General features: G+C 58.4%; 14 protein-coding genes. 4 read left to right on the plus strand and 10 right to left on the minus strand.

What is annotated here, in order from left to right; translation table 11 throughout:
* From leuB to NF876_RS22395, 4 genes are all read right to left on the minus strand, one after another.
* On the minus strand, positions 1-925 hold a 925-nt coding region (leuB, locus tag NF876_RS22380; RefSeq protein ID WP_262270795.1), incomplete at its 3' end, for a 3-isopropylmalate dehydrogenase.
* 86 nt (positions 926-1,011) lie between these two features.
* Positions 1,012-2,436 carry a serine/threonine protein kinase gene (locus NF876_RS22385; RefSeq protein WP_262270796.1) on the minus strand — a complete coding sequence of 475 codons (1,425 nt, stop codon included), beginning with the start codon at positions 2,434-2,436 and terminating at the stop codon, positions 1,012-1,014.
* A gap of 3 nt (positions 2,437-2,439) precedes the next feature.
* Positions 2,440-3,180 carry a metallophosphoesterase family protein gene (locus tag NF876_RS22390; RefSeq protein ID WP_210811353.1) on the minus strand — a complete coding sequence of 247 codons (741 nt, stop codon included), beginning with the start codon at positions 3,178-3,180 and terminating at the stop codon, positions 2,440-2,442.
* Positions 3,181-3,248: 68 nt separating this feature from the next.
* Positions 3,249-4,439 (minus strand): lytic murein transglycosylase, encoded by a 1,191-nt coding sequence (locus NF876_RS22395; RefSeq protein ID WP_173947737.1) that lies wholly within the window; start codon positions 4,437-4,439, stop codon positions 3,249-3,251.
* An 82-nt stretch (positions 4,440-4,521) separates the two neighbouring features.
* Between NF876_RS22395 and NF876_RS22400 the strand changes: the two genes are divergently transcribed.
* Complete coding sequence (locus NF876_RS22400) at positions 4,522-5,262, plus strand: class I SAM-dependent methyltransferase (protein ID WP_173947738.1); 741 nt, start codon at positions 4,522-4,524, stop codon at positions 5,260-5,262.
* A gap of 7 nt (positions 5,263-5,269) precedes the next feature.
* Here the strand turns inward: NF876_RS22400 and leuD are convergent, their stop codons facing one another.
* Together leuD and poxB are read right to left on the minus strand one after the other, a co-directional pair.
* Positions 5,270-5,872, minus strand: coding sequence for a 3-isopropylmalate dehydratase small subunit (leuD, locus tag NF876_RS22405; RefSeq protein ID WP_210811358.1), 603 nt, complete (start codon positions 5,870-5,872; stop codon positions 5,270-5,272).
* 107 nt (positions 5,873-5,979) lie between these two features.
* Positions 5,980-7,716, minus strand: a complete 1,737-nt coding sequence (gene poxB, locus NF876_RS22410) for a ubiquinone-dependent pyruvate dehydrogenase (protein ID WP_210811361.1) — start codon at positions 7,714-7,716, stop codon at positions 5,980-5,982.
* Between the two features lie 428 nt (positions 7,717-8,144).
* On the opposite strand from poxB, the gene NF876_RS22415 reads away from it, so the two are divergent.
* Both NF876_RS22415 and NF876_RS22420 read left to right on the plus strand, forming a co-directional pair.
* Positions 8,145-8,669 (plus strand): winged helix-turn-helix domain-containing protein, encoded by a 525-nt coding sequence (locus NF876_RS22415; protein ID WP_210811363.1) that lies wholly within the window; start codon positions 8,145-8,147, stop codon positions 8,667-8,669.
* Between the two features lie 240 nt (positions 8,670-8,909).
* Positions 8,910-9,209, plus strand: a complete 300-nt coding sequence (locus NF876_RS22420) for a transposase (protein WP_371823197.1) — start codon at positions 8,910-8,912, stop codon at positions 9,207-9,209.
* A gap of 1,275 nt (positions 9,210-10,484) precedes the next feature.
* Here the strand turns inward: NF876_RS22420 and NF876_RS22425 are convergent.
* Both NF876_RS22425 and NF876_RS22430 read right to left on the minus strand, forming a co-directional pair.
* Positions 10,485-11,402, minus strand: coding sequence for a matrixin family metalloprotease (locus tag NF876_RS22425; protein WP_210811369.1), 918 nt, complete (start codon positions 11,400-11,402; stop codon positions 10,485-10,487).
* Positions 11,403-11,424: 22 nt separating this feature from the next.
* Entirely contained in the window at positions 11,425-12,657 is a 1,233-nt protein-coding gene (locus NF876_RS22430) for a trypsin-like serine peptidase (protein WP_262270797.1), read from the minus strand.
* 119 nt (positions 12,658-12,776) lie between these two features.
* On the opposite strand from NF876_RS22430, the gene NF876_RS22435 reads away from it, so the two are divergent.
* Positions 12,777-14,948 carry a S8 family serine peptidase gene (locus NF876_RS22435; RefSeq protein WP_210811375.1) on the plus strand — a complete coding sequence of 724 codons (2,172 nt, stop codon included), beginning with the start codon at positions 12,777-12,779 and terminating at the stop codon, positions 14,946-14,948.
* Between the two features lie 1,083 nt (positions 14,949-16,031).
* On the opposite strand, the gene NF876_RS22440 is transcribed toward NF876_RS22435, so the two are convergent.
* On the minus strand, positions 16,032-18,086 hold the full coding sequence (locus tag NF876_RS22440) for a TniQ family protein (RefSeq protein ID WP_210811378.1): 2,055 nt from the start codon (positions 18,084-18,086) through the stop codon (positions 16,032-16,034).
* The gene (locus NF876_RS22445) at positions 18,031-19,095 is read right to left on the minus strand and encodes a TniB family NTP-binding protein (RefSeq protein ID WP_210811382.1); all 1,065 of its coding nucleotides are present in this window, start codon (positions 19,093-19,095) and stop codon (positions 18,031-18,033) included. The genes NF876_RS22440 and NF876_RS22445 overlap by 56 nt, the downstream gene beginning before the upstream one ends.
* Positions 19,096-19,097 lie beyond the last annotated feature (2 nt).

Here is a 19,097-nt window from a genome sequence, read left to right on the forward strand (position 1 = left end):
AGGAGCCGATCATGGCGATCGGATTGGCCAGTCCCTTGCCGGCGATGTCCGGGGCGGAGCCGTGCACGGGCTCGTAGAGCGCCTTGCGCTGGCCGGTCACCGGATCCTCGGCCCCCAGGGAGGCGGAGGGCAGCATGCCGAGCGAACCGGTGAGCATCGCGGCGATGTCCGACAGGATGTCGCCGAACAGGTTGTCGGTGACGATCACGTCGAACTGCTTGGGCCAGCGCACGAGCTGCATGGCGCAGTTGTCGGCGAGCACATGCTCCAACTCGACGTCGGAGAACTCGGCCTTGTGGATGCGGGTGACGACCTGGCGCCAGAACACGCCGGTCTTCATCACGTTCATCTTCTCGGCCGAGGAGACCTTGTTGCGGCGCTTCCTGGCGAGATCGAACGCGACGCGCGCGATGCGCTCCACCTCGTGGGTATGATAGAGCTGCGTGTCGACGGCGCGCTGGGAGCCGTCCTCGAGGGTCACGATCTCCTTCGGCTCGCCGAAATAGACGCCGCCGGTGAGCTCGCGCACGATCATGATGTCGAGGCCTTCCACCACCTCGCGCTTGAGCGAGGAGGCATCGGCCAGCGCCGGATAGCAGATCGCCGGGCGAAGGTTGGCGAAGAGGCCGAGGTCCTTGCGCAGGCGCAGCAGGCCCGCCTCGGGGCGCACCGCGTAGGGCACGCTGTCCCATTTCGGGCCGCCCACCGCGCCGAAGAGCACCGCGTCGGCCTCCTGCGCACGGTTCATGGCGGCATCCGAGATCGCCGCCCCATGGGCATCGTAGGCCGAGCCGCCGACGAGATCGGTCTCGGTCTCGAAGCCCAGCCCCCGCTTGCGGAACCAGCCCACAATCTTCTCGACCTCGCGCATGACCTCCGGCCCGATGCCGTCGCCAGGGAGAAGGAGGAGCTTGTGCGTTGCCATGGGAAGACCCCTGTTCTGTCGTGATCAAATGCAGGGCCCTTAAAGAGCCGAATGCGCGGCTTGGCAAGCTCTCGTCGTGTTGGCCGTTAGGCGGAGGCGGCTCCCCCGTCCTCGGCCCGTCGGTCTTTCGGGGTCCTGACGACGGTGACCGAACAGGGGGCCTCCGCGACGACGCGGGACGAGACGCTCCCCAGGTAGCGGCGCAGGGCGGATGAGGCCCGGGCGCCGATCACGATATGGTCGACGTTGTTGTGCCGCGCGTAATCCACGAGGGCGGCGGCCGGATCGGGCGCTTCCAGCACGCTGTAGGTGATCCGATCCGACGGGATCTGGAGCGAGCCGCCCCAGTGCCGGAGCTGCACCAGGCGCTGGACATGGAGGCTCCTCCCCTCCTCGTCCTCCAGGATGTCGACGGCGATGCGCGAGGTCTTCAGGACGTTGACGCAGGCAATGCGCGCCTCGCCCTCGATGGACAGGATGCCGCCGATCATCATGCGCTGGGCTTCGGCGAGATCCTCGCTGCCCGGTGACAGATCGATGGCCACCAGCACGATGGGGGCCCGGGACAGCTGCCCGGCGATGTTCGGTGCCTCGAGCGGCTGCGCCCGGCGGGCCTTGAGCCAGCGCCGGAACGTCTTCACGCCGCTGTCGCGTTCGAGCCGTCCGGCCCGTTCGGTGAGCCGCACCTGGTCCGGGTTCTCGAGATCGAGGGCGAGCTGAGCGGCCGTGGCGTAGCGCTCGTCCGGGTCGACCTCCAGGCAGCGCAGGATGATCTCCTGCAGCCACGGTGGACATTCCGGGTTGAGCGCCCGCGGCGGCACCGGATCGCGCCACAGGCGGCGGCGGATCTGGCCGCCGCGCGGATTGCCGAAAGGACGTTCCCCGGTGGCGAAGAAATACAGCATCACGCCGAGCGCGAAGAGATCGCTGCGGGGATCGGCCCGATCCTGCAGCACCTGTTCCGGCGCCATGTAGGGCGTGGTGCCGAACGGCTCGCGAAATTCCTCGGCCAGAAGGTCGGGCAGGCGTTCGTGCCGGGCGAAACCGTAATCAATGAGAACGGCCTCGCCGGTCTCGCGGAGCATCACGTTGCTCGGCTTGATGTCGAGATGGATCACGTGCTGGAGATGCAGGTCGTGCAGGGCGCGCGCCACCGTCGCGCCGATCGCGACGACCTCGGGCCAGGGCAGCGGAACCTGGTCGAGCCGCGCCTTCAGCGACTGTCCGGGAATCCGCTCCATGACGATGTAGGGCATGGGATCGAGCGGACCCGTGGCGACAAAGCGCGGCACATGCGGGCCGGCGAGGCGCGGCATGATCATCTGCTCGGTCTCGAAGCACACGATGGGCAGCGGGTCGTCGCTGTCGATCAGCATCGGAACCTTCATGATCAGCGGCGTCGAATCGTCTTCCCGGGTGACGGCCCAGAGCTGCGCCATGCCGCCGGTGCCCAGATTTTCCTGGAGGGTGAAACCGTCGATCACCTGGCCGCGATGCAGGCGCCAGCGCATCCGTCAGCGACCCTGTTCGAGACGCAGCGCCAGCTTCTCCGGCAGGCCGGCCTCGCGCACCTTCCGGGCGGCTGTGGCCGTGTCGTAGGGCACGCGCAGGTAGCGCAGGGTCTGCCGCGCGGTATCGAAGACCGCGTAATTCGCCGCCGCCACCCCGTCCCGCGGCTGCCCGACGGCGCCGATGACCGCCAGCCAGGTGCGGGTCGGCAGGAGCGGAATGTCGTTGTTGGCCACGGGGGTGAAGGTGCCGACCTTGGCGGTCGTGCTCATGTGATAGAGCATCGGCACATGCACATGCCCGCAGAAGGTGATGTGGGCATCGACCCGGCTGAAATGCCGGATCGCCTCCATGGGCCCGGCCATGTAGTCCCAGGTGCGAGGCGCGTAGCCGTTGGCGTGGACATAGAGGACGCTGCCCTCCTCGTGGGTGAGGGGAAGGTCCGCCAGGAAGCGCCGCTGCTCCATGCCGAGCTGGTTGCGGGTCCAGCGGATCGCCTCCTGGGCAACGCTGTTCATGTCTTCGTCGGAGCCGTCGATGGCCGCGTCGTGATTGCCCAGGAGCGCCACGGCGCCCTGGTCCACGAGGCCGCGGACCGTATCGACCACCCAGGCCGGATCGGCCCCGTAGCCCACGTAATCGCCGAGAAAGATCAGGCGGTCGACACGGAGCAGGCGTGCATGGGCGAGACAGGCCGACAGGGCCTCGCGGTTGCCGTGGATATCCGTGAGAAGGGCGATGAGCATGGAGTCAGTACAACTCCAAACCCAGCGCCACTGCAACTAGCTGATGATGGCCATTGGGGTGAGCAAGCCTACCCCCGGAGCGCTTGCAGCACCTTGCCGCCGGGCCGGCCGCGCGGCTCGAGGCCGATGCGGCGCTCCACGTCCTTGATGGCCTCGCGGGTCTTGGCGCCGATCTTGCCGTCCGGCTCGCCCACGTCGTAGCCGCGGGCGGTCAGGAGCTGCTGCAGCTCGCGGCGCTGGGCGCGCGAGAGCGGCGGATCGTCGGTCGGCCAGGCGGTCTGGATGCCGGGCTGGCCCTTGAGGCGGTCGCCGAGCAGCGCGATGGCGAGCCCGTAGGATTCCGCCGCGTTGTAGGAATAGACCGCATCGAAATTCTTGGTGACCAGGAAGGCCGGGCCGTTGATGCCCGCCGGGATGATGATGCCGGCCGCGTAACTGCCCGAGAGCGGACGTCCGTCGACGCGCCGCACCCCCATGGCCGCCCAGGTGGCGAGCGGCTTCTTGTTCTTGCGCCCGGCGAGGTTCGCGTTGAAGCCTTCCGGCAGGCGCACCTCGTAGCCCCAGGGCAGGCCGTTCACCCAGCCGGCCTTCTTGAGGAAGTTGGCCGTCGAATGCACCGCGTCCGGCACGGAGGTCATGATGTCCCGGTGCCCGTCCCCGTCGCCGTCGACGGCGAGGCGCTGAAAGGTCGACGGCATGAACTGGGTGTGGCCGAAGGCCCCGGCCCAAGAGCCGCGCAGGTTCGCCGGGTTGATGTCCCCGTCCTGGACGATCTTCAGGGTCGCCATCAGTTCGCCCTTGAAATACTCGTTCCGGCGCGGCGCGTAGCAGACCAGGGTCGTCAGCGACTGGATCAGCGGCCTTCCGCCGATATCCTTGCCGAAATTGGATTCCACGCCCCAGACGCCCGCGATGGCATGGCGATCCACTCCGAAACGCGCCTCGGCCGCAGCCAGCGCCTGCCCCCATTGGCGCATGGCGGTGCGGCCGTCCTGCACCCGCTCCTCGTCGACGAGCGCCGAGAGATAGTCCCAGATCGGCGTCTTGAACTCGGGCTGGTTGCTCATGAGGTCGAGGATCGTCAGATCCGGCGCGACACCGCGGGTCGCGGCGTCGAACGCCTGGCCCGAAATGCCCTTGGCGGCCGCCTGGCCGCGGAGCGATGCGAGGCAGGAGCCGAAATCCGCCTGGGCGACGGCCGGTGTCGCAGCGGCAAAGCCGGCGAGAGCGAAGAGAGCGGGGGCGATAAGGTTCTTCATGCTCGCGAACTTGCAGGCAATTTGGTTAATCTTATGGAAACGGGGCCTTAAACCGAGGCCACACGAAAGCGTGAGGGGAGCGATGGGCGACCAGCAGGACGACACCCGGCTCATGGCACGACGGTCCTATTCCACGTTCGCGGACCGCTACTCCGCCCTCGCGCCGATGAAGCCGCATAACGGCCTCTACGAGCGCCCTGCGACGTTGAACCTGCTGGGAGACGTGGAGGGGCTGCGCGTGCTCGATGCAGCCTGCGGGCCTGGGATCAACAGCGAGATCCTGGCTCGGCGGGGAGCAACGATCCACGGCTTCGACATCACGCCGGAGATGATCGATCTGGCCCGGCAGCGCTGCGATGGACTGCCGGCGGAGTTCAGGGTCGCCGACCTGACGGAGCCGCTCGGCTGGCTCGGGGGATCATCCTTCGACAAGATCCTCTGCGCCCTGGCCCTCGATTATGTGGAGGACCTGACGCCGGTTCTGCGGGAACTCAGACGGGCCTGCCGCCCGGGAGGCACCCTGGCCTTCTCCATGGCTCACCCGATGGCCGACTGGATGCATCCCGAGATCCGCCAGGAGAGCATCTATTACGAACGGTCCCGGTTCGGGATGCATTGGACGGGCTTCGGCGAGCCCCGCCCCTATGTCGAAGCGTATCGGCGTCCCTTGGCCGACATCATGAACGGGCTGGTGGAGGCGGGCTGGGTTTTCGACCGGCTCGTCGAACCCAAGCCCCTGCCGGAGATGAAGGAGGTGTCGGAGCGCCTCTACGAGCAGTTGTCGCGCGCCCCGGCCTTCATCTGCGTGAGGGCGCGCTGCTGAACCCGACTTAAGCCCAGGCGCGCTCGGCGAGCTTCTTTTCGAAGCTGTCGATGGCCGCGCCCTTTTCCATGGTCAGGCCGATGCCGTCGAGGCCGTTGAGCAGGCAGTGCTTCTTGAACGGGTCGATGTCGAAAGTGACCGAACCGCCGTCCGGCCCGCGGATCTCCTGTTTCTCCAAATCGACGGTCAGGGTAGCGTTGGCGCCGCGCTCCGCGTCGTCGAAGAGCTTTTCCAGGTCCTCCGGCGAGACCTTGATCGGCAGGATGCCGTTCTGGAAGCAGTTGTTGTAGAAGATGTCGGCGAAGCTGGTGGAGATCACGCAGCGGATGCCGAAGTCGAGCAGTGCCCAGGGGGCGTGCTCGCGGGAGGAGCCGCAGCCGAAGTTATCGCCCGCCACCAGAATTTGGGCATTGCGATAGGCCGGCTGGTTGAGGACGAAGTCCGGGTTCTCGGAGCCGTCCTCACGGTAGCGCATCTCGGAGAAGAGGCCCGTGCCGAGCCCCGTGCGCTTGATCGTCTTCAGGTACTGCTTGGGGATGATCATATCGGTGTCGATATTGATGATCCGCAGCGGCGCCGCGACGCTTTCCAGCACGGTGAACTTGTCCATGGTCCTCACATCCCTTCAGGCGGCCATGCAGCCGCTGTCCCGTGCCTCATATCAAAGGCTTTCAGGAACGGCTAGGCCAACGATCGTCGCGGCGGGCGGAAACCTCCTCAGCGCCAGAGGTTCGTCCGGGCCAGGTCATAGACCTCGTCGGCGCGGCCGTTCAGCACCGCCTTCACCATGTAGAGGGTGAAGCCCTTCGCCATGTCGAGGGTGACCGAGGGCGGCATGGCGAGCTCCGTCCGGTTCACCACCGCGTCGACCAGGACCGGCCCGTCATGGGCCAGGGCGGCGGCGATCCCCTCGTCCACCTCGGCCGGATCCTCGAGCCTGATGCCGCGGATGCCGACGGCCTCAGCCATGGCGGCGAAATTCGGGTTCCGGAGCTCCGTGCCGAAATCGAGGAAGCCGGTGGATTTCTGCTCGAGTTCGACGAAGCCCAGCGTGCCGTTGTTGAACACCACGACCTTCACGGGAAGGCGCTGCTGCGTCAGGGTGAGGAGATCCCCCATCAGCATGGAGAAGCCGCCATCGCCCGACAGGGAGATCACCTGCCGGCCCGGAAAAGCCGCCTGGGCGCCGATGCCCTGGGCCATCGCGTTGGCCATCGAGCCGTGCCAGAACGACCCGACGAGGCGCCGCCGTCCGTTCATGGCGAGATAGCGGGCCGCCCAGACGACGGGAAGGCCCACGTCGCAGCTGAACACGGCATCGTCCGCCGCCTGGTCGCTGATCGCCTTGGCGACCTGCTGCGGATGGATCGGCCGCCGGCCCGGGGTTCCGGCCGCGAGTTCGTCGAGCGCCTGGCGCGCTTTCGCGTAATGCTCGCGCGCCCGGGCGAGATGCGTGCCGTCGGTCTTCCGATCGAGCCGGGGCAGCAGGGCCGTCAGGGTGGCGCGGACATCGCCGACCACGCCCACATCAACCGCGGCGCGGCGGCCGATATTCTCGCCCCGCAGGTCCACCTGCGCGATGCGGACCCCCGCATCCTCCGGGTAGAACTGACGATAGGGAAAGTCGGTGCCGAGCATCAGCAGGACGTTGCAGTCGCGCATGGCGTAGTAGCCGGACGAGAAGCCGATCAGCCCAGTCATGCCGACATCGTAGGGGTTGTCCCACTCCACATGCTCCTTGCCGCGCATGGCGTGCACCATGGGGGCCTGCAGGCGCTCGCCCAGAGCCAGCAATGCGTCATGCGCGCCCGCACATCCCGCCCCGCACAGGATCGTGATGCGGTCGCCGCCGTTGAGGAGCTCGGCGAGGCGATCGAGATCGTCCGGCCCCGGGGTGACGACAGGCGCCTGCGGCAGCAGCCCGGCGGGCTTGGCCGGAGGCGCCGCGGCGGCCGGCTGCAGGGCGACGTCGCCGGGGATCACCAGCACCGACGCGCCGCGCTTCACCGTCGCCTCCCGGATGGCGATCTCGAGCATGCGAGGCATCTGGTGGGCGCTCGAGACCAGCTCGCAGTAATGGCTGCATTCCCGGAACAGGGTCTCCGGGTGGGTCTCCTGAAAGTAGCCGCTGCCGATCTCGGGCGAGGGAATATGGGCCGCGATGGCCAGCACCGGCACGCGTGAGCGGTGGCAGTCGAACAGCCCGTTGATGAGATGGAGATTGCCCGGCCCGCAGCTCCCGGCGCAGACCGCAAGCGCGCCCGTCAGATGCGCCTCGGCGCCGGCCGCGAAGGCCGCGACCTCCTCGTGCCGGACGTGGATCCACTCCATGTCGTCCCGGCGGCGGATCGCGTCCGTCAGACCGTTGAGGCTGTCGCCGACGATGCCGTACACGCGTCTGACACCCGCAGCCGCCAGGATCTCGACGAATTGTTCGGCCACCGTCTTCGCCATGAAGCCTCTCCTGGTTGGGGACGGCCCGCATCCGAGCGGGCGAGCCAGCTTGTCCTCGGGTAGGGCTTAATCTGGCGTAGCGTCCAGCGGTTGCCAGCCTGCTGTCCAAACTCGCAAAAGCTGCGTTAGTACAAGAATTTTTCTCTTTAAATAATAGTCACTTAGCACGATACCCCTCTCATAGACGTGCGTCTTCTTTGCCTAAAAGCTGAGTCATTCGTCCAAGAGATGCGTAAATGATGAGTGGCTTGGCAGTCCTCCTACCGCCATAATTCGAAAGCGTGAAGAGATAGAGGCCTTGAGAAGGGTTGCTCTGCGAAGCTCGAGTTTCATTTTTATACCCGTCCACTGAAATGCTGACTCGAATTCGCGGTGGTGTGCCTGACGTGGTTCACTGAGGAGCGGGGGCGCTGTTGATAGAGATCAGCATGGCCGGGCTCCAGATCCGCCAGGACTACCCGCCATCCAACCTGCGCACGCGTGCAACTCATGAGAAGAACTGCCGAGCTGCTCTGCGGCTTCTGGTGATTGCCAATGCGCTGGAGGGCATGACCCGAGCCGAAGCCGCCCAGCTCGCCGGCATGGAGCGCCAGGCCCTGCACGATGCCATCCAGCGCTTCAATGTTGAGGGTCCTGACGGCATGCACGACCGGCCTCTCACTGGCCGCCCGGAACAGCTCACTCCGGGTCAGCAGGCTGCGCTCAAGGCACATATCCTGCGCGGACCTGAGCCGGAGCGTGGTGGGGTGAGCGCCTGGCGCTTGGTCGATCTGTGTGACTATGTCGAGCAAACCTATGGCGTCAGCTATAGCCAGTGGAGTCTCTCCGGCGTGCTCAAGCGCCCCGGCCTCTCGCGTCAGAAGACCCGGCCCTCGCACCCGAAGGGCGACCCGGCCGCGCAGGCGGCGTTCAAAAAAGCAGCTCCCATCCAGGGTGCAGGCCCTCGCAGCTGAGCATCCCGAGCACTCTTTCCAGCTCTGGTGCCAGGACGAGGCGCGCTTTGGCTAGAAGGGTCGGACCACACGGGTCTAGTACGAACGCGGGGTGCGCCCGCCGGGTGTGGTCGATCAGCGCTATAAGAGCCTGTATGTGTTTGCCGCCTGCCGTCCCGGCACGGATGAGACTTTCGCCTTGGCTCTGCCGCGAGCGGATGCAGGCACAATGGAGGTGTTTCTGGAGCACTTGCCCGGCAGCTGGCGCCAAGCATGCACGCGGTGTTGATCCTGGATCAGGCAGGCTGGCACGATGAGCGGGCCTTGCACGTGCCCACCAGCATCACTCTGCTGCCGCTGCCTTCCGCCTCACCCCAACTGAACCCGGTGGAGCGTGTCTGGCTGTACTTGCGCGAGCGGTATCTCTCGCACCGTGTGCTGGACGACTATGGGGCTGTACTCGATGCAGTCTGCCGTGCCTGGAACAAGCTCGTCGACGAGAAGGGCCGGCTCACAACCCTCACGGCTTACCCGGACCTCATCGCGTCGGAACTTCCGTGAACGGGTATTATCCGCCCCGACATGGCGCTCAGTACATAAGTGAAGCGCCGAGCCGCCGTTTGAGCCTGATTCAGGCTGGCTCAGATAGTGCAGCGTTTCTTACATTCTCAACTTTCGCTCACTGAAAGCGAAGGAGATGCAGCTACACACTTACACTGTAGTTCAGTAGGCGCAGCAATTCCTTCCGCAGGGATAGAACCCGGTTGGGCAAGCGCTCGAGGGCGTTGAAATCAAGCAAGTGCTGATCAGCAAGGCTAATAGAAGAAGCGTTTTCATTGCTAAGATACTCCGGAGATCATCACACACTATTGCCATTCTCAGTTTTAAGGGAAATTGCACCCCGACGCCAGAGCTGTTTAAGGAGAACCGCAGCACCAATCTGCTTCGACCTGTAGTTCGGATTCCAGTGCCGATCGCGATCGTAACCGCCAGGACGGCCGATGTTGCTGAAGTTCCAAAGATAGCTGGATGGCAAGCCGAACCTACGGTACCCAAACCCATTGAACGTTTCTAATCGCCATAGCGTACGCTCAAGTGTCCAAGAGTTTCTATCTAGGTAAGCTAGATTATCAACCTCAAGGGCATCCCTCGCACTAGCGATCTAGGCCGAAACGGGCTCCCAAGGACGTGGAGGCCACGGCACCAGCTTCTTGGGCCTCCCGCTAGGAACCTGGCGCGTGATTCTGATAAGAGGATCTCCATTATGAAGATGGCCCTGAAAGTTTGCGCTAGCCTCTCGAAAGTGAAGAATTGCCACAACAAACCAGGGGACCGCTGTGATCTTATCAACCGCAACATACTGATCCCGGTTTCGTGATCTTACAAAGAAATCAGCCCAACGCTCAATCTCGGTTGAACGCTCGCGGATGGGCTCACAAGCTTGAAATTGCTGATAGTAAACTGGTGCTGCATGTTCAAACCTAAGTCTTCTTCCTGGAATTCGCCTTCGCGGGATCGCTCTATGCAACTCACTAAGCAGAGCGCCGCTATCGAGAGAAAGCCCGCGCATCGCCTCCTGGTCCACGCCGCGCTCCACTGCTGCCGATGTAATTGTCGCCAATAACAGGATCTGTTGCTCAGGGTTCGTAAGTCCTGCGCTTGCCGAGTTTGAATCGAGTAATCCCGCACTAACAGCACGGGACGCAATCTCGGTTAAGCGCTGTTGATTTACTTCCGAAGACGTTGCTGCCATTGAAGGGCGGCATACGAGGGCTGCACCACAGACCCCCAGAAAAGATCTCCGATCCATATAGCGCCTCCTCAAAGCAGGAACATTTAATTAGAATAATACTTCTTATGGTCCGCTTTATCTTTTTTTGAGAGTGTAAATGCAGGTGAGCCACCGCCTCCGCATAGATAGTGCATTACAGATTCAGAATCATATGAACTCAGTGCCTTCCAGTTTCTGTCTTCGGCCTTATTATAGTATTCACATCCTGGAACTCCTGCCACGAAGGCATGCCGGTACCCAAGAATGTGTCCAATCTCGTGTCTAAAGATGCCAACGGGATCATATCCGTTCGGCTCGAAATATGATGGCCCAACCAAAAGATACCGCGAGAATTTCGGATCAGTCGGAAAGAATGCGAGTGCCAAGAAATCTAACATCTTTGCGTCATACCTAATAATGAAGGTAACTTTATCGAGAGATGGGTTCATGTCGAACTCGGGCCGATGAGTAATCGAGAGTCCACAATTACAATTGTCAGTCCAAGCCGGAACCGCCTTGCGAAAATTTTCCTTTACTCTTGTATAGTCACTTGCGGAAAACGTCTTCCTATCTATTGCATATGTGAGTTTTCGATTTTGCTTGTCCCACTTTGCAAGGGTTTCTCCTTTCGTCATCACAATCAACTCGTCGGAAGATCTCCGTGTCACGGGCGTATGATCGGAGCCTGAAGCATAAGCGGCAGCATAAGACTTCAATATTCCGCTTAGTTGCTTCTCTGTTAGGCGCAAGTCACCCTCAAGTATGTAGTACACTCCACCAGCTTCAGCACCGAGATCAACTTTTGGCAATCGTTCCAAGAATTCTTTATAAAGTGGATGAGCGGGGTCAAGGTTAGCTGCCGCGATGTAGTCATCTTGCCCTATCTGCGCTTTAAGTTTCTCTTGTGCAGAAGCGATGCCCAACATCGACGAGAGAGGCATTAAACCGAAAGCGAGCCAAAAAATTTTCAAACCCGATTTCATCGCACGTATCCAGATGGCAAGCTTAGCAAATCGATGGGATTTCCTCAGAATCTAACTTATGCTTGCAGGCGTGGGAAACGACTTCATCAATCCATACAGCGCGATTCAACCGACGCACAACTTCGCATTTATCGTTTAATTCAAATCCTGCGAGATGGACTGCGACCAGTGCGCCGCTTGCGGCACTAAATACAGGTGCGCCTGACGATCCAGGATCGGAGTCGCAATCATGGTCCATCCGAACCTGACCAATGCTTTCGGCTTTGATGTGACAGTTACTGCTCACAAGCTTTGTTTCAGAGCGAGCATGGTGAATCATGAAGATGGCAGAGGGGGTGCGCGACTTGGTGGTCTTCACTGAGCGCGGAAAACTCTTTACTCCCAACCCACCGACAATTGGCTTTAGCCGGACAATTGCGTAATCAAGGCTTGGACTTCCCGCTATCACTTTATCGCAAGCGAACTGAGTGCGTGTTGTTCCATTGTCCCAAGTAAAATCCACGAGGCAGTTTTCTCGTACCTCACTTTGCCAAAAATTTGACGGCAGATCCCAGCTTGCCCCCCCACAATGCCATGCGGTCAGAAAAAGCCCTTGAGCAATGAGTGATCCGGTACAAGACCAGTTGCGTGTCTGCTGTTTCGTTGGGTCGACCGAGCCTGTCACCATCATTCCGACAGAGTCTGCAGCCTGTCTCTCAAGAACACTTCCATCCGTATATGGATCTCGCCAGTCGGGTTGAGGACCCTTGGAAGAAAAGAAGTTCAGATTCTTGGCTTGTCCGGAATATGCGACTGCGCCGTTTACCTTTATATCGCCTGATATCGGTGATGATGAGACTAGTTCTAAGCGGACGACTGGCGATTGAAGCCTACCGGTCCAAATCGTCCGTCGTCCTGAATTGCTTTCAAACTCGCTCTTGCGCAGGTTCAGCATTGGTCTGCCGCGGCCATCCCTGATGATCAATAGCCAATCCGCACCCACAACTGTCGTGTCGGTTATTTGCAAACGCCATCCAACAATATTTGCTAAAGCGTAATCCGAGGGATCTATGGTTTTGATTTGGACCGCGGAACTTAGGATCTGATAACGATCTAACCATGTACAAAAGCTGGACGCCGCCTCGGCGCTTGGACAAGCCGCCTGCGCCGGCAGACACTCTAAGGTGAATACGAAACAGATCGATAGCCGCGTCAGACGATTAGACGCTATGGCTAGCACTGCAAAAGTGGAGCGAAGAAAACGAGGTTTCTTCATAGCAAGCCCCATGCAAAGCAACAGGGATAGTCAAGATTCCCTCTACGAGGTGAGATTGTCAAGTTACGCAATTGGGAGTAGTTTTGTGAGAGAGCGCTCAAATTTGCGGAGGTCAACTGATGGCCAGCCACAACACCGCGTTTGCTCGGATAAGCCTCCTTTCAATTGCTGCCTTGTGCTTGCACTTTACAGCGGCTTCTACGTTGGCGCAGGACGCCAGAGAACATGTGCCGCATTCATCTAGTAGTTCTGCAGTTAAAATAACGATGGACGGCGGAGAGGTTACAAAAAATCTTGCATTCGCGTTAAACAAAGCGATAGAAGCTGGTATATCTCTCCCGACAAAAGAGCTTAAGCTTGAGCGCGGCGATACAGTATGCTCCATTTTGCGGAAGAATGGCTATATACCGCCTTGCGATCCTATGCGCGAGATTGTTGCAAAACTAAATTCGACAAGTCCCAATGCCTTAGATCAGCTAATGGTTGGCCAAATCATAAAAATACCGGATCTTAGTATTTCCCGAGAACGTAGTTCAAAGACAGTATATTGGACACGAGATGCGGAAAAATTCCTTGACGGCATAGTTAAAAACTGGACTCGACTCGATCCGAGGGTCGATAAGGAGCCAGAAAAGAATTCAGCTGCGTTCATAGAGTATGATCGTTATTCGACTATAATCCCAGTACCAGATGCTGATAAAGCAATCTTGTATGGGAGAGAAATGCGGGAAGCAGAGAAGAAAAATCTGGTGGTTGATGTTCGGCTTCATGACCTTGATGGTTTTGAACCGTATAGTAGCTCTCCAGCAAAGCCTAAAGATACGCCGCAGGTGAAGCATATCGAACTCTTGAATTCCAGTATTATCGAACAGGCGTGCGAGAGCGGTGCACTGTGGAAGCCAGATGTCAAATATATTGATTATGTTGAGACTGATCGCGATGCGGACGAGTTTTACAGCAAAATAATGCTTTCGACGACACCCAGACCTCATATTCCTCGTATAATAATAATGGACTATCCGATCCGTGGATCAGGTAATATAGCTTCAGTTGTCGAAGGTTTGGAGTTGCCAGCTATAGAAGGTCAAGGCCCGACTGAAACAGGATCCAAATTCGCGTGTAAGTGGACGGACTTTCAAGAGGAGCACAACCACGCTAACCTTTTAGCAAGCATAATAGCAAGCCAAGAGAATAGCGGGTTCCTTGGAACGTGGCCATGGGCATTGCTCAAATCATATGATCTCAAGAAGAGTCTAAATACCGGCCAGATCTCTGAAGATGTCGCGAAGTATCTCGAAGAGAGGAAAAATAGGAAGATGGAAATCTTTCTATTTGCTAATGGGATGCGGGATCCTGTGTACAAAGAAGCAAACTATCCGAAAAGTAGTATCAGGTTTACCAATTCGGCTGGGAATTACATCAACAAAATACATAGCTTCTTCGTTGTTGCAGCAGGAGAGCCAAAGAAAGACAACGAAGAATCAAAGGAACTTTCTCCATTTCTCTCACTGTTTCCCCAGAATATGGGTGATCAAGCCAACGTACTCGTTGTGACTGCCTGCCATAGTTGCAAGCGGGGAAAAGCAACTATAATGGCTAATTCTAATTACAGTTCTCCGTCAACGGACGTGCCGTTTGTTCATGTGGCTGCCCCTGGCGGGGCGCCCGTCTTTGGTTGGCTTGGTCCAAACGAGATTGGCTCCGCTCCAGGAACTTCGCAAGCCGCCGCCTTCGTCGCTGGTGTGGCGGCTGGCATGCTTTCGATGTACCCAACTACGTATACCAAGCCACCGGAACTAAAATTTAGGCTTCAAATTTGCTCGTGGCCGCTTCGACGCTATCTCTCAGATGGTTCCTTTAATAGCGATTTACCTAAGTTGGCAGCTGGTGTGGTGGATCCGAAGATCTGCTTGTTTGATCCCAAGCTGACATGGATCAAGGATAGAGGTGGCGGGTGGCGTAGCATTAAAGTCAAGGGATGGTCGCCTGAGACTCGATTTGGAGCTAACCCAGCGAGTCCAACATTGCCACCACACGAGGTTCTTAGAGCCATTCGTTTCAATAAAGGTGATGAGTCGTCCGAATGGCGGATTTATTCAATCAAAAAGGTCGACGGGGCGGGTGGTGGATTCGAAGGAACAGGGTTGGGGTCAGTGAAGCAATTGCTCGACGTAAAACCCTCGCCGGAGACAGCCTTACTTTCCTGCGGCGGTGTCGCAAACATCAAAATTAGTGACATCGACGACATTATCGTCCCGAGTGGAGGTTTCAATGAAGACAGTTGTCGCTAGGGATGCTTGCAAAATTACTTCGTTGCATACAGCTGGCATTAGATGCACTGCATTAATGTTCGTTTGTGTTGCCTTAAGTGGCTGTGTGACGGCGTCTAGCATCCCGGGGGACGACGTTGATTCTGCTCGAGGCAAGATGCTAAAAGGCTGTGGTTACTATGCCGATGCCGAGCCAATCCGTGTTATTTTGGCAAAGGGTATACCATACCTGAGCACGGTAGATGCCATAGTTGGGGCGGTCTGCAACAGCGTTCGCCGCTCCGCGGCAGGTGGACTGGTCGCTCCTCCGATTGTAGGCGGTGTGCCTGTGACTGGTCACTTCTAAATATGAGCGAGTGCAAACAACCCGATTGCGCTCCCTAATCGTAAGCGTCTACGTGCTTCCGCTCGGCTTGGTGTCCTTGGTTGGCTCAATTCCTGCGGGAAACCTGGACAGATCGGCAGCAGAGACACCGATTTGATTCACAATGGTGCTCGGAATTGTCTCGGCTCCGGTTTCAGGCGAAACCGAGATCCCTAAATCCATCAGCTCGCGACCCTATACCAGCTTACCGTGACCGTCCCATTGCGAGAACACAGTCCGGCCTTCGGGAATTTCAACGGCACCCTACCCATCCCTGCCGAAGAATCAGGCCCCTCTGGTGATGCGGACGTCGTTATCGAGCATGGTCATCACGTCGGTTTTGCGATTTCTGATACCGTCAACCAGTTCGAGCTAGCTCTCCCATCGTTTTGCTTCCAGTCTCGAGAGCCTTGTCAACTTGGGAGGACTGATCCGTACCCTCCTCGCTCATTTTGAGCGATTTCACCGGCGGTAAATCACACGATCCGTTTTGGAATGAAGTCATCTCCCGTCATCGGAAAATCAGCAAGCAGGTTATTCTAGCCAGCTCCGTTGGAAAGCACGATACAGCTTTGATCCGCGTTGCTCACGGACTCTTCATGTCCGAGACGACAGGTTCTTGTATAGGTCAGCCCAGACAGAAAACCTTTTCAGCTTCAGGCCTGCGCCGTCGGTCTAGCCTCCACTGGATCCTACAGCTTCTGGCGCCTGTACTCGCAACGGGAAGAATTCTGACGTCCTCAAGTTTCATTAGCGACTCTAATTATGCAAGGCTCTAGCGCATGTCTGTAATATATCACCCTTCTCGATTGACTTAGCCTTACTGCAGGCTTTACCCCGCACTTACTTATGTATCGCCAGGCAGATCTGGGTGATAAATTCAATCGGGCTGCAAACTCGGCGCCAGATATGTATGTCTCTGTCAGCTTGCGAAAATCGCAGTAGGAGATTGTCGCATAGGGACGTGTTGAAGTCGGTATGGAGCTGATATCAATAAGTTCGGCCAAGGCCGCGATGTCCATTTTCATTTCAGCGGCAGCGTGCTGAACCGTGATACGCTTGTCGTTTGGATTAAGCTTCTCTAGTAAGAACTCCCGTACGTCATTGTGGTCGACTCGGAAACGGCTGCTCACCCGTTGGCTCGAGTAATCTATGCCACAAAGCCCCAGGTTGCCCGACGCAAGCGCTATCAGGATTTCGAACCATGGATCGGTGATACTGTGCTGTCGGACTGCCAGGCCCAAGCACAGTCCAACTCCCTCGCGTCTGCTTGTGTCCTCGATCTGCTTTATAAACTGGTCAATGCTACTTCGGCGAAAGACTATCTTTGATTGCGCGTGAAGGACCATTTCGGGCCCGCTTAATCGGGCGATCAGTGCTTCATCGGCCAACCTTAAGAGCGTGCGGTAGGGGATCCCGTATTCCTGAACAGCCGACCTACAGGTAATACTGTCCCTGTAGCGTTCCATCAGCTCCACCAATGCATCGACCTTAAAGAGTATGCTAACCCCCGTTCTTCCCTCATACGCCACAAGTTCGGGATAGGTCTGCAGCCTGGATAGTACGGCTGGGGAGATGTGATACTCTTTCGCTGCGGCATTCAGATTGATTGTTCCGGCTGCCATGTTCCGGATGCTTCGGGAATTGTTACTGCTTAAACGTAAGTTTGGGCGAAGCTCGAAGTATCGACGGAACTCATCGTTCAAGATGTTTCTCACGCGTTGCGTGAACGCCACCTCGGGAAACGCCGTAACAAGCGGGCCAAGGTGCTTGCGGAAACCGAAGTTGGTCGGCCTTTCCACCCCAAACGCACTACACAGGTCCGCCAAATCATAGAGCGACTGGGGCCAGCCAAGCACGACCTCCAGTCCAGCTGCTAAGTCGCCTGCGCTCCACTCGCTGAAGTTTCCCGTGGCGCACTGCCGCCGCCTACGCCCGAACACCGCGCCACCGCTTGGATCTGACCTGACGAGTCCAAAAAACACCGAGAGTCCGAGGATCTCCGCTCCCGAAAGATCTGCAAGGTCAGTTGGGATGCGACTGCGAGCCCGCGTCCAAGCGGCCTCGTCGGGCGAGAAGAAGTCGGCAAAGAACTGCAATTTCGATAGAACTTGCGGTTCTATGAAGGCTGACTCCAAATCCCGAAGATCGACTCTGCAGCTTGCGCGGCCACATCGAATAAGTGAGGTCAATCTCCACTGCAACCGTGATCCGCAGGAACAGCGTTCGACGAGCATCTGGCCCGTTTCTAGACAACACGGGATTGGTTTGAGATCCCACAAAGCCCGGTGATACGGCTTCTTTTGCCAAGATGCCGGTGCGAATCTGCGGCGCCGTGCGGAAACGGCCCGTCGTGGAGCTCCCTCATGGAAGAATTTGACCCAGCTGATGTCCTCTCCTGCGAAATCTAGTGGTGAGTATAACCTGCAATCGAGTTGCTGAACCGATATACCAATCAGGGCCGCAAGAGGCTGCACATCGAAGCAGGAAAACGGTACCAAGCTCACTCTTGGCTTCAGGCCGACAATGCGCGTGACCGCTGAGATCTCACGTCGACTATTTTCTTCACCCACCCGAGCGATGAACCCTAGAAGGCTTTCGTCAAACTCTAAGTCTAAACTAAGGGGAAACACACATTGTCGAGCAGACGACGCCTCTGAAGCTTCTCTTTCATCGGCATCAATGTCAAACCAGTTATCTTCTTTCATCGATTCATCTCCGACAAGATAGAGCTTTCTGTCAAAGACGAGCCGCTCGCTGATTTTGCCTGAGATTGCGCCTTCGTTGCTCTTCATAGCGCTCGAGAACTATCTCGAACGCCTCATCATCAAGCCAAACCTCGGTGGCTCTTGGCAGAGTTCCGCGAAACGGATTTGTACCGGCCCGTTTCATGAGCAACATGAAACGATCGAAGACTCGGTCGAAATGCCCTAAGCTCATCATCGGCTTGTCTTCTAAAATGGCCAATTTTGATGCGGCATGGATCAGCTTGGCGTCAAAGCCTGGCCAGCCCTGACCTGCAAGCAAAATACGCTCAGAAAAGTCTTTGTTTGCGAGATGACTGAGTGCCTTTAGGCCTTCGCAGTCGACAATAGCTCTGTCCCAGTTGGCGAGGTATCCGCGATGGGCCTCAACATCGCTACTTGAGTTGCGATCAAATGGCTTCATCTCGAACACGGGATCGTCGAGCCGAAGAGGCAATTGGTCGTTGACGATGAAGAGGCGGGTAACTCGCTCTGTGCCGGCAAGGACAAAGCCACAGCCCAGATCATTAAGCAGTTGCTTAATCCAATCAGCCGACTCGTGGTTGACCTTGTCATTCTCTCGGCTGATCAAGTGCTGTAGCTCATCGAAAATAATGATCCTGACCTGTTGGCGTTCAACTTGCTCGTGAATGCGCCGCAAGCGCTCCTTTTCGGTCCCCTGCGTTGGGTCCGGGTCTCCCAAGGACATAAGCATTGCCGCTGCGAGGTCGTTGACCAAGGGTTTAGCGGGGGTCGGAACAAAGAGCGCTGGCCGGACCACACCCCGGCCCTGCTTTACGGGCGGATTGAGAGCAAGAAAGAGCTTCAATGCCGTTGTCTTTCCGGCGCGTGTCGGTGCGGCGAGAAGGAGGCCGGTTTGCTCTGCTGTTCCTCCGCTAGAGGCCATCAAAAACTCCAGCTGGTCCAAGACCTTCTCGATACGATCGTTGAGGATTATCAAACTTTTTATACGCTTATGCCGGTCGGCCTGCGCTGCGATGATCTCCTTCCGCTGGGCCCTGTGGGCACGTAAAGCCGAGACATCGAGGTCGAGGCTCATTC

It is taken from the genome of Microvirga yunnanensis, from assembly GCF_025460875.1.

Coding starts and splice junctions, on each gene's coding strand:
- NF876_RS22390 (WP_210811353.1), bottom strand. CDS start 3,180: ATGCTCATCGCCCTTCTCACGGATATCCACGGCAACCGCGAGGCCCTG.
- NF876_RS22425 (WP_210811369.1), bottom strand. CDS start 11,402: ATGAAATCGGGTTTGAAAATTTTTTGGCTCGCTTTCGGTTTAATGCCT.
- NF876_RS22415 (WP_210811363.1), top strand. CDS start 8,145: ATGGCCGGGCTCCAGATCCGCCAGGACTACCCGCCATCCAACCTGCGC.
- NF876_RS22430 (WP_262270797.1), bottom strand. CDS start 12,657: ATGAAGAAACCTCGTTTTCTTCGCTCCACTTTTGCAGTGCTAGCCATA.
- NF876_RS22435 (WP_210811375.1), top strand. CDS start 12,777: ATGGCCAGCCACAACACCGCGTTTGCTCGGATAAGCCTCCTTTCAATT.
- leuD (WP_210811358.1), bottom strand. CDS start 5,872: ATGGACAAGTTCACCGTGCTGGAAAGCGTCGCGGCGCCGCTGCGGATC.
- NF876_RS22395 (WP_173947737.1), bottom strand. CDS start 4,439: ATGAAGAACCTTATCGCCCCCGCTCTCTTCGCTCTCGCCGGCTTTGCC.
- NF876_RS22400 (WP_173947738.1), top strand. CDS start 4,522: ATGGGCGACCAGCAGGACGACACCCGGCTCATGGCACGACGGTCCTAT.
- poxB (WP_210811361.1), bottom strand. CDS start 7,716: ATGGCGAAGACGGTGGCCGAACAATTCGTCGAGATCCTGGCGGCTGCG.
- NF876_RS22385 (WP_262270796.1), bottom strand. CDS start 2,436: ATGCGCTGGCGCCTGCATCGCGGCCAGGTGATCGACGGTTTCACCCTC.
- NF876_RS22440 (WP_210811378.1), bottom strand. CDS start 18,086: ATGAAGAGCAACGAAGGCGCAATCTCAGGCAAAATCAGCGAGCGGCTC.
- NF876_RS22445 (WP_210811382.1), bottom strand. CDS start 19,095: ATGAGCCTCGACCTCGATGTCTCGGCTTTACGTGCCCACAGGGCCCAG.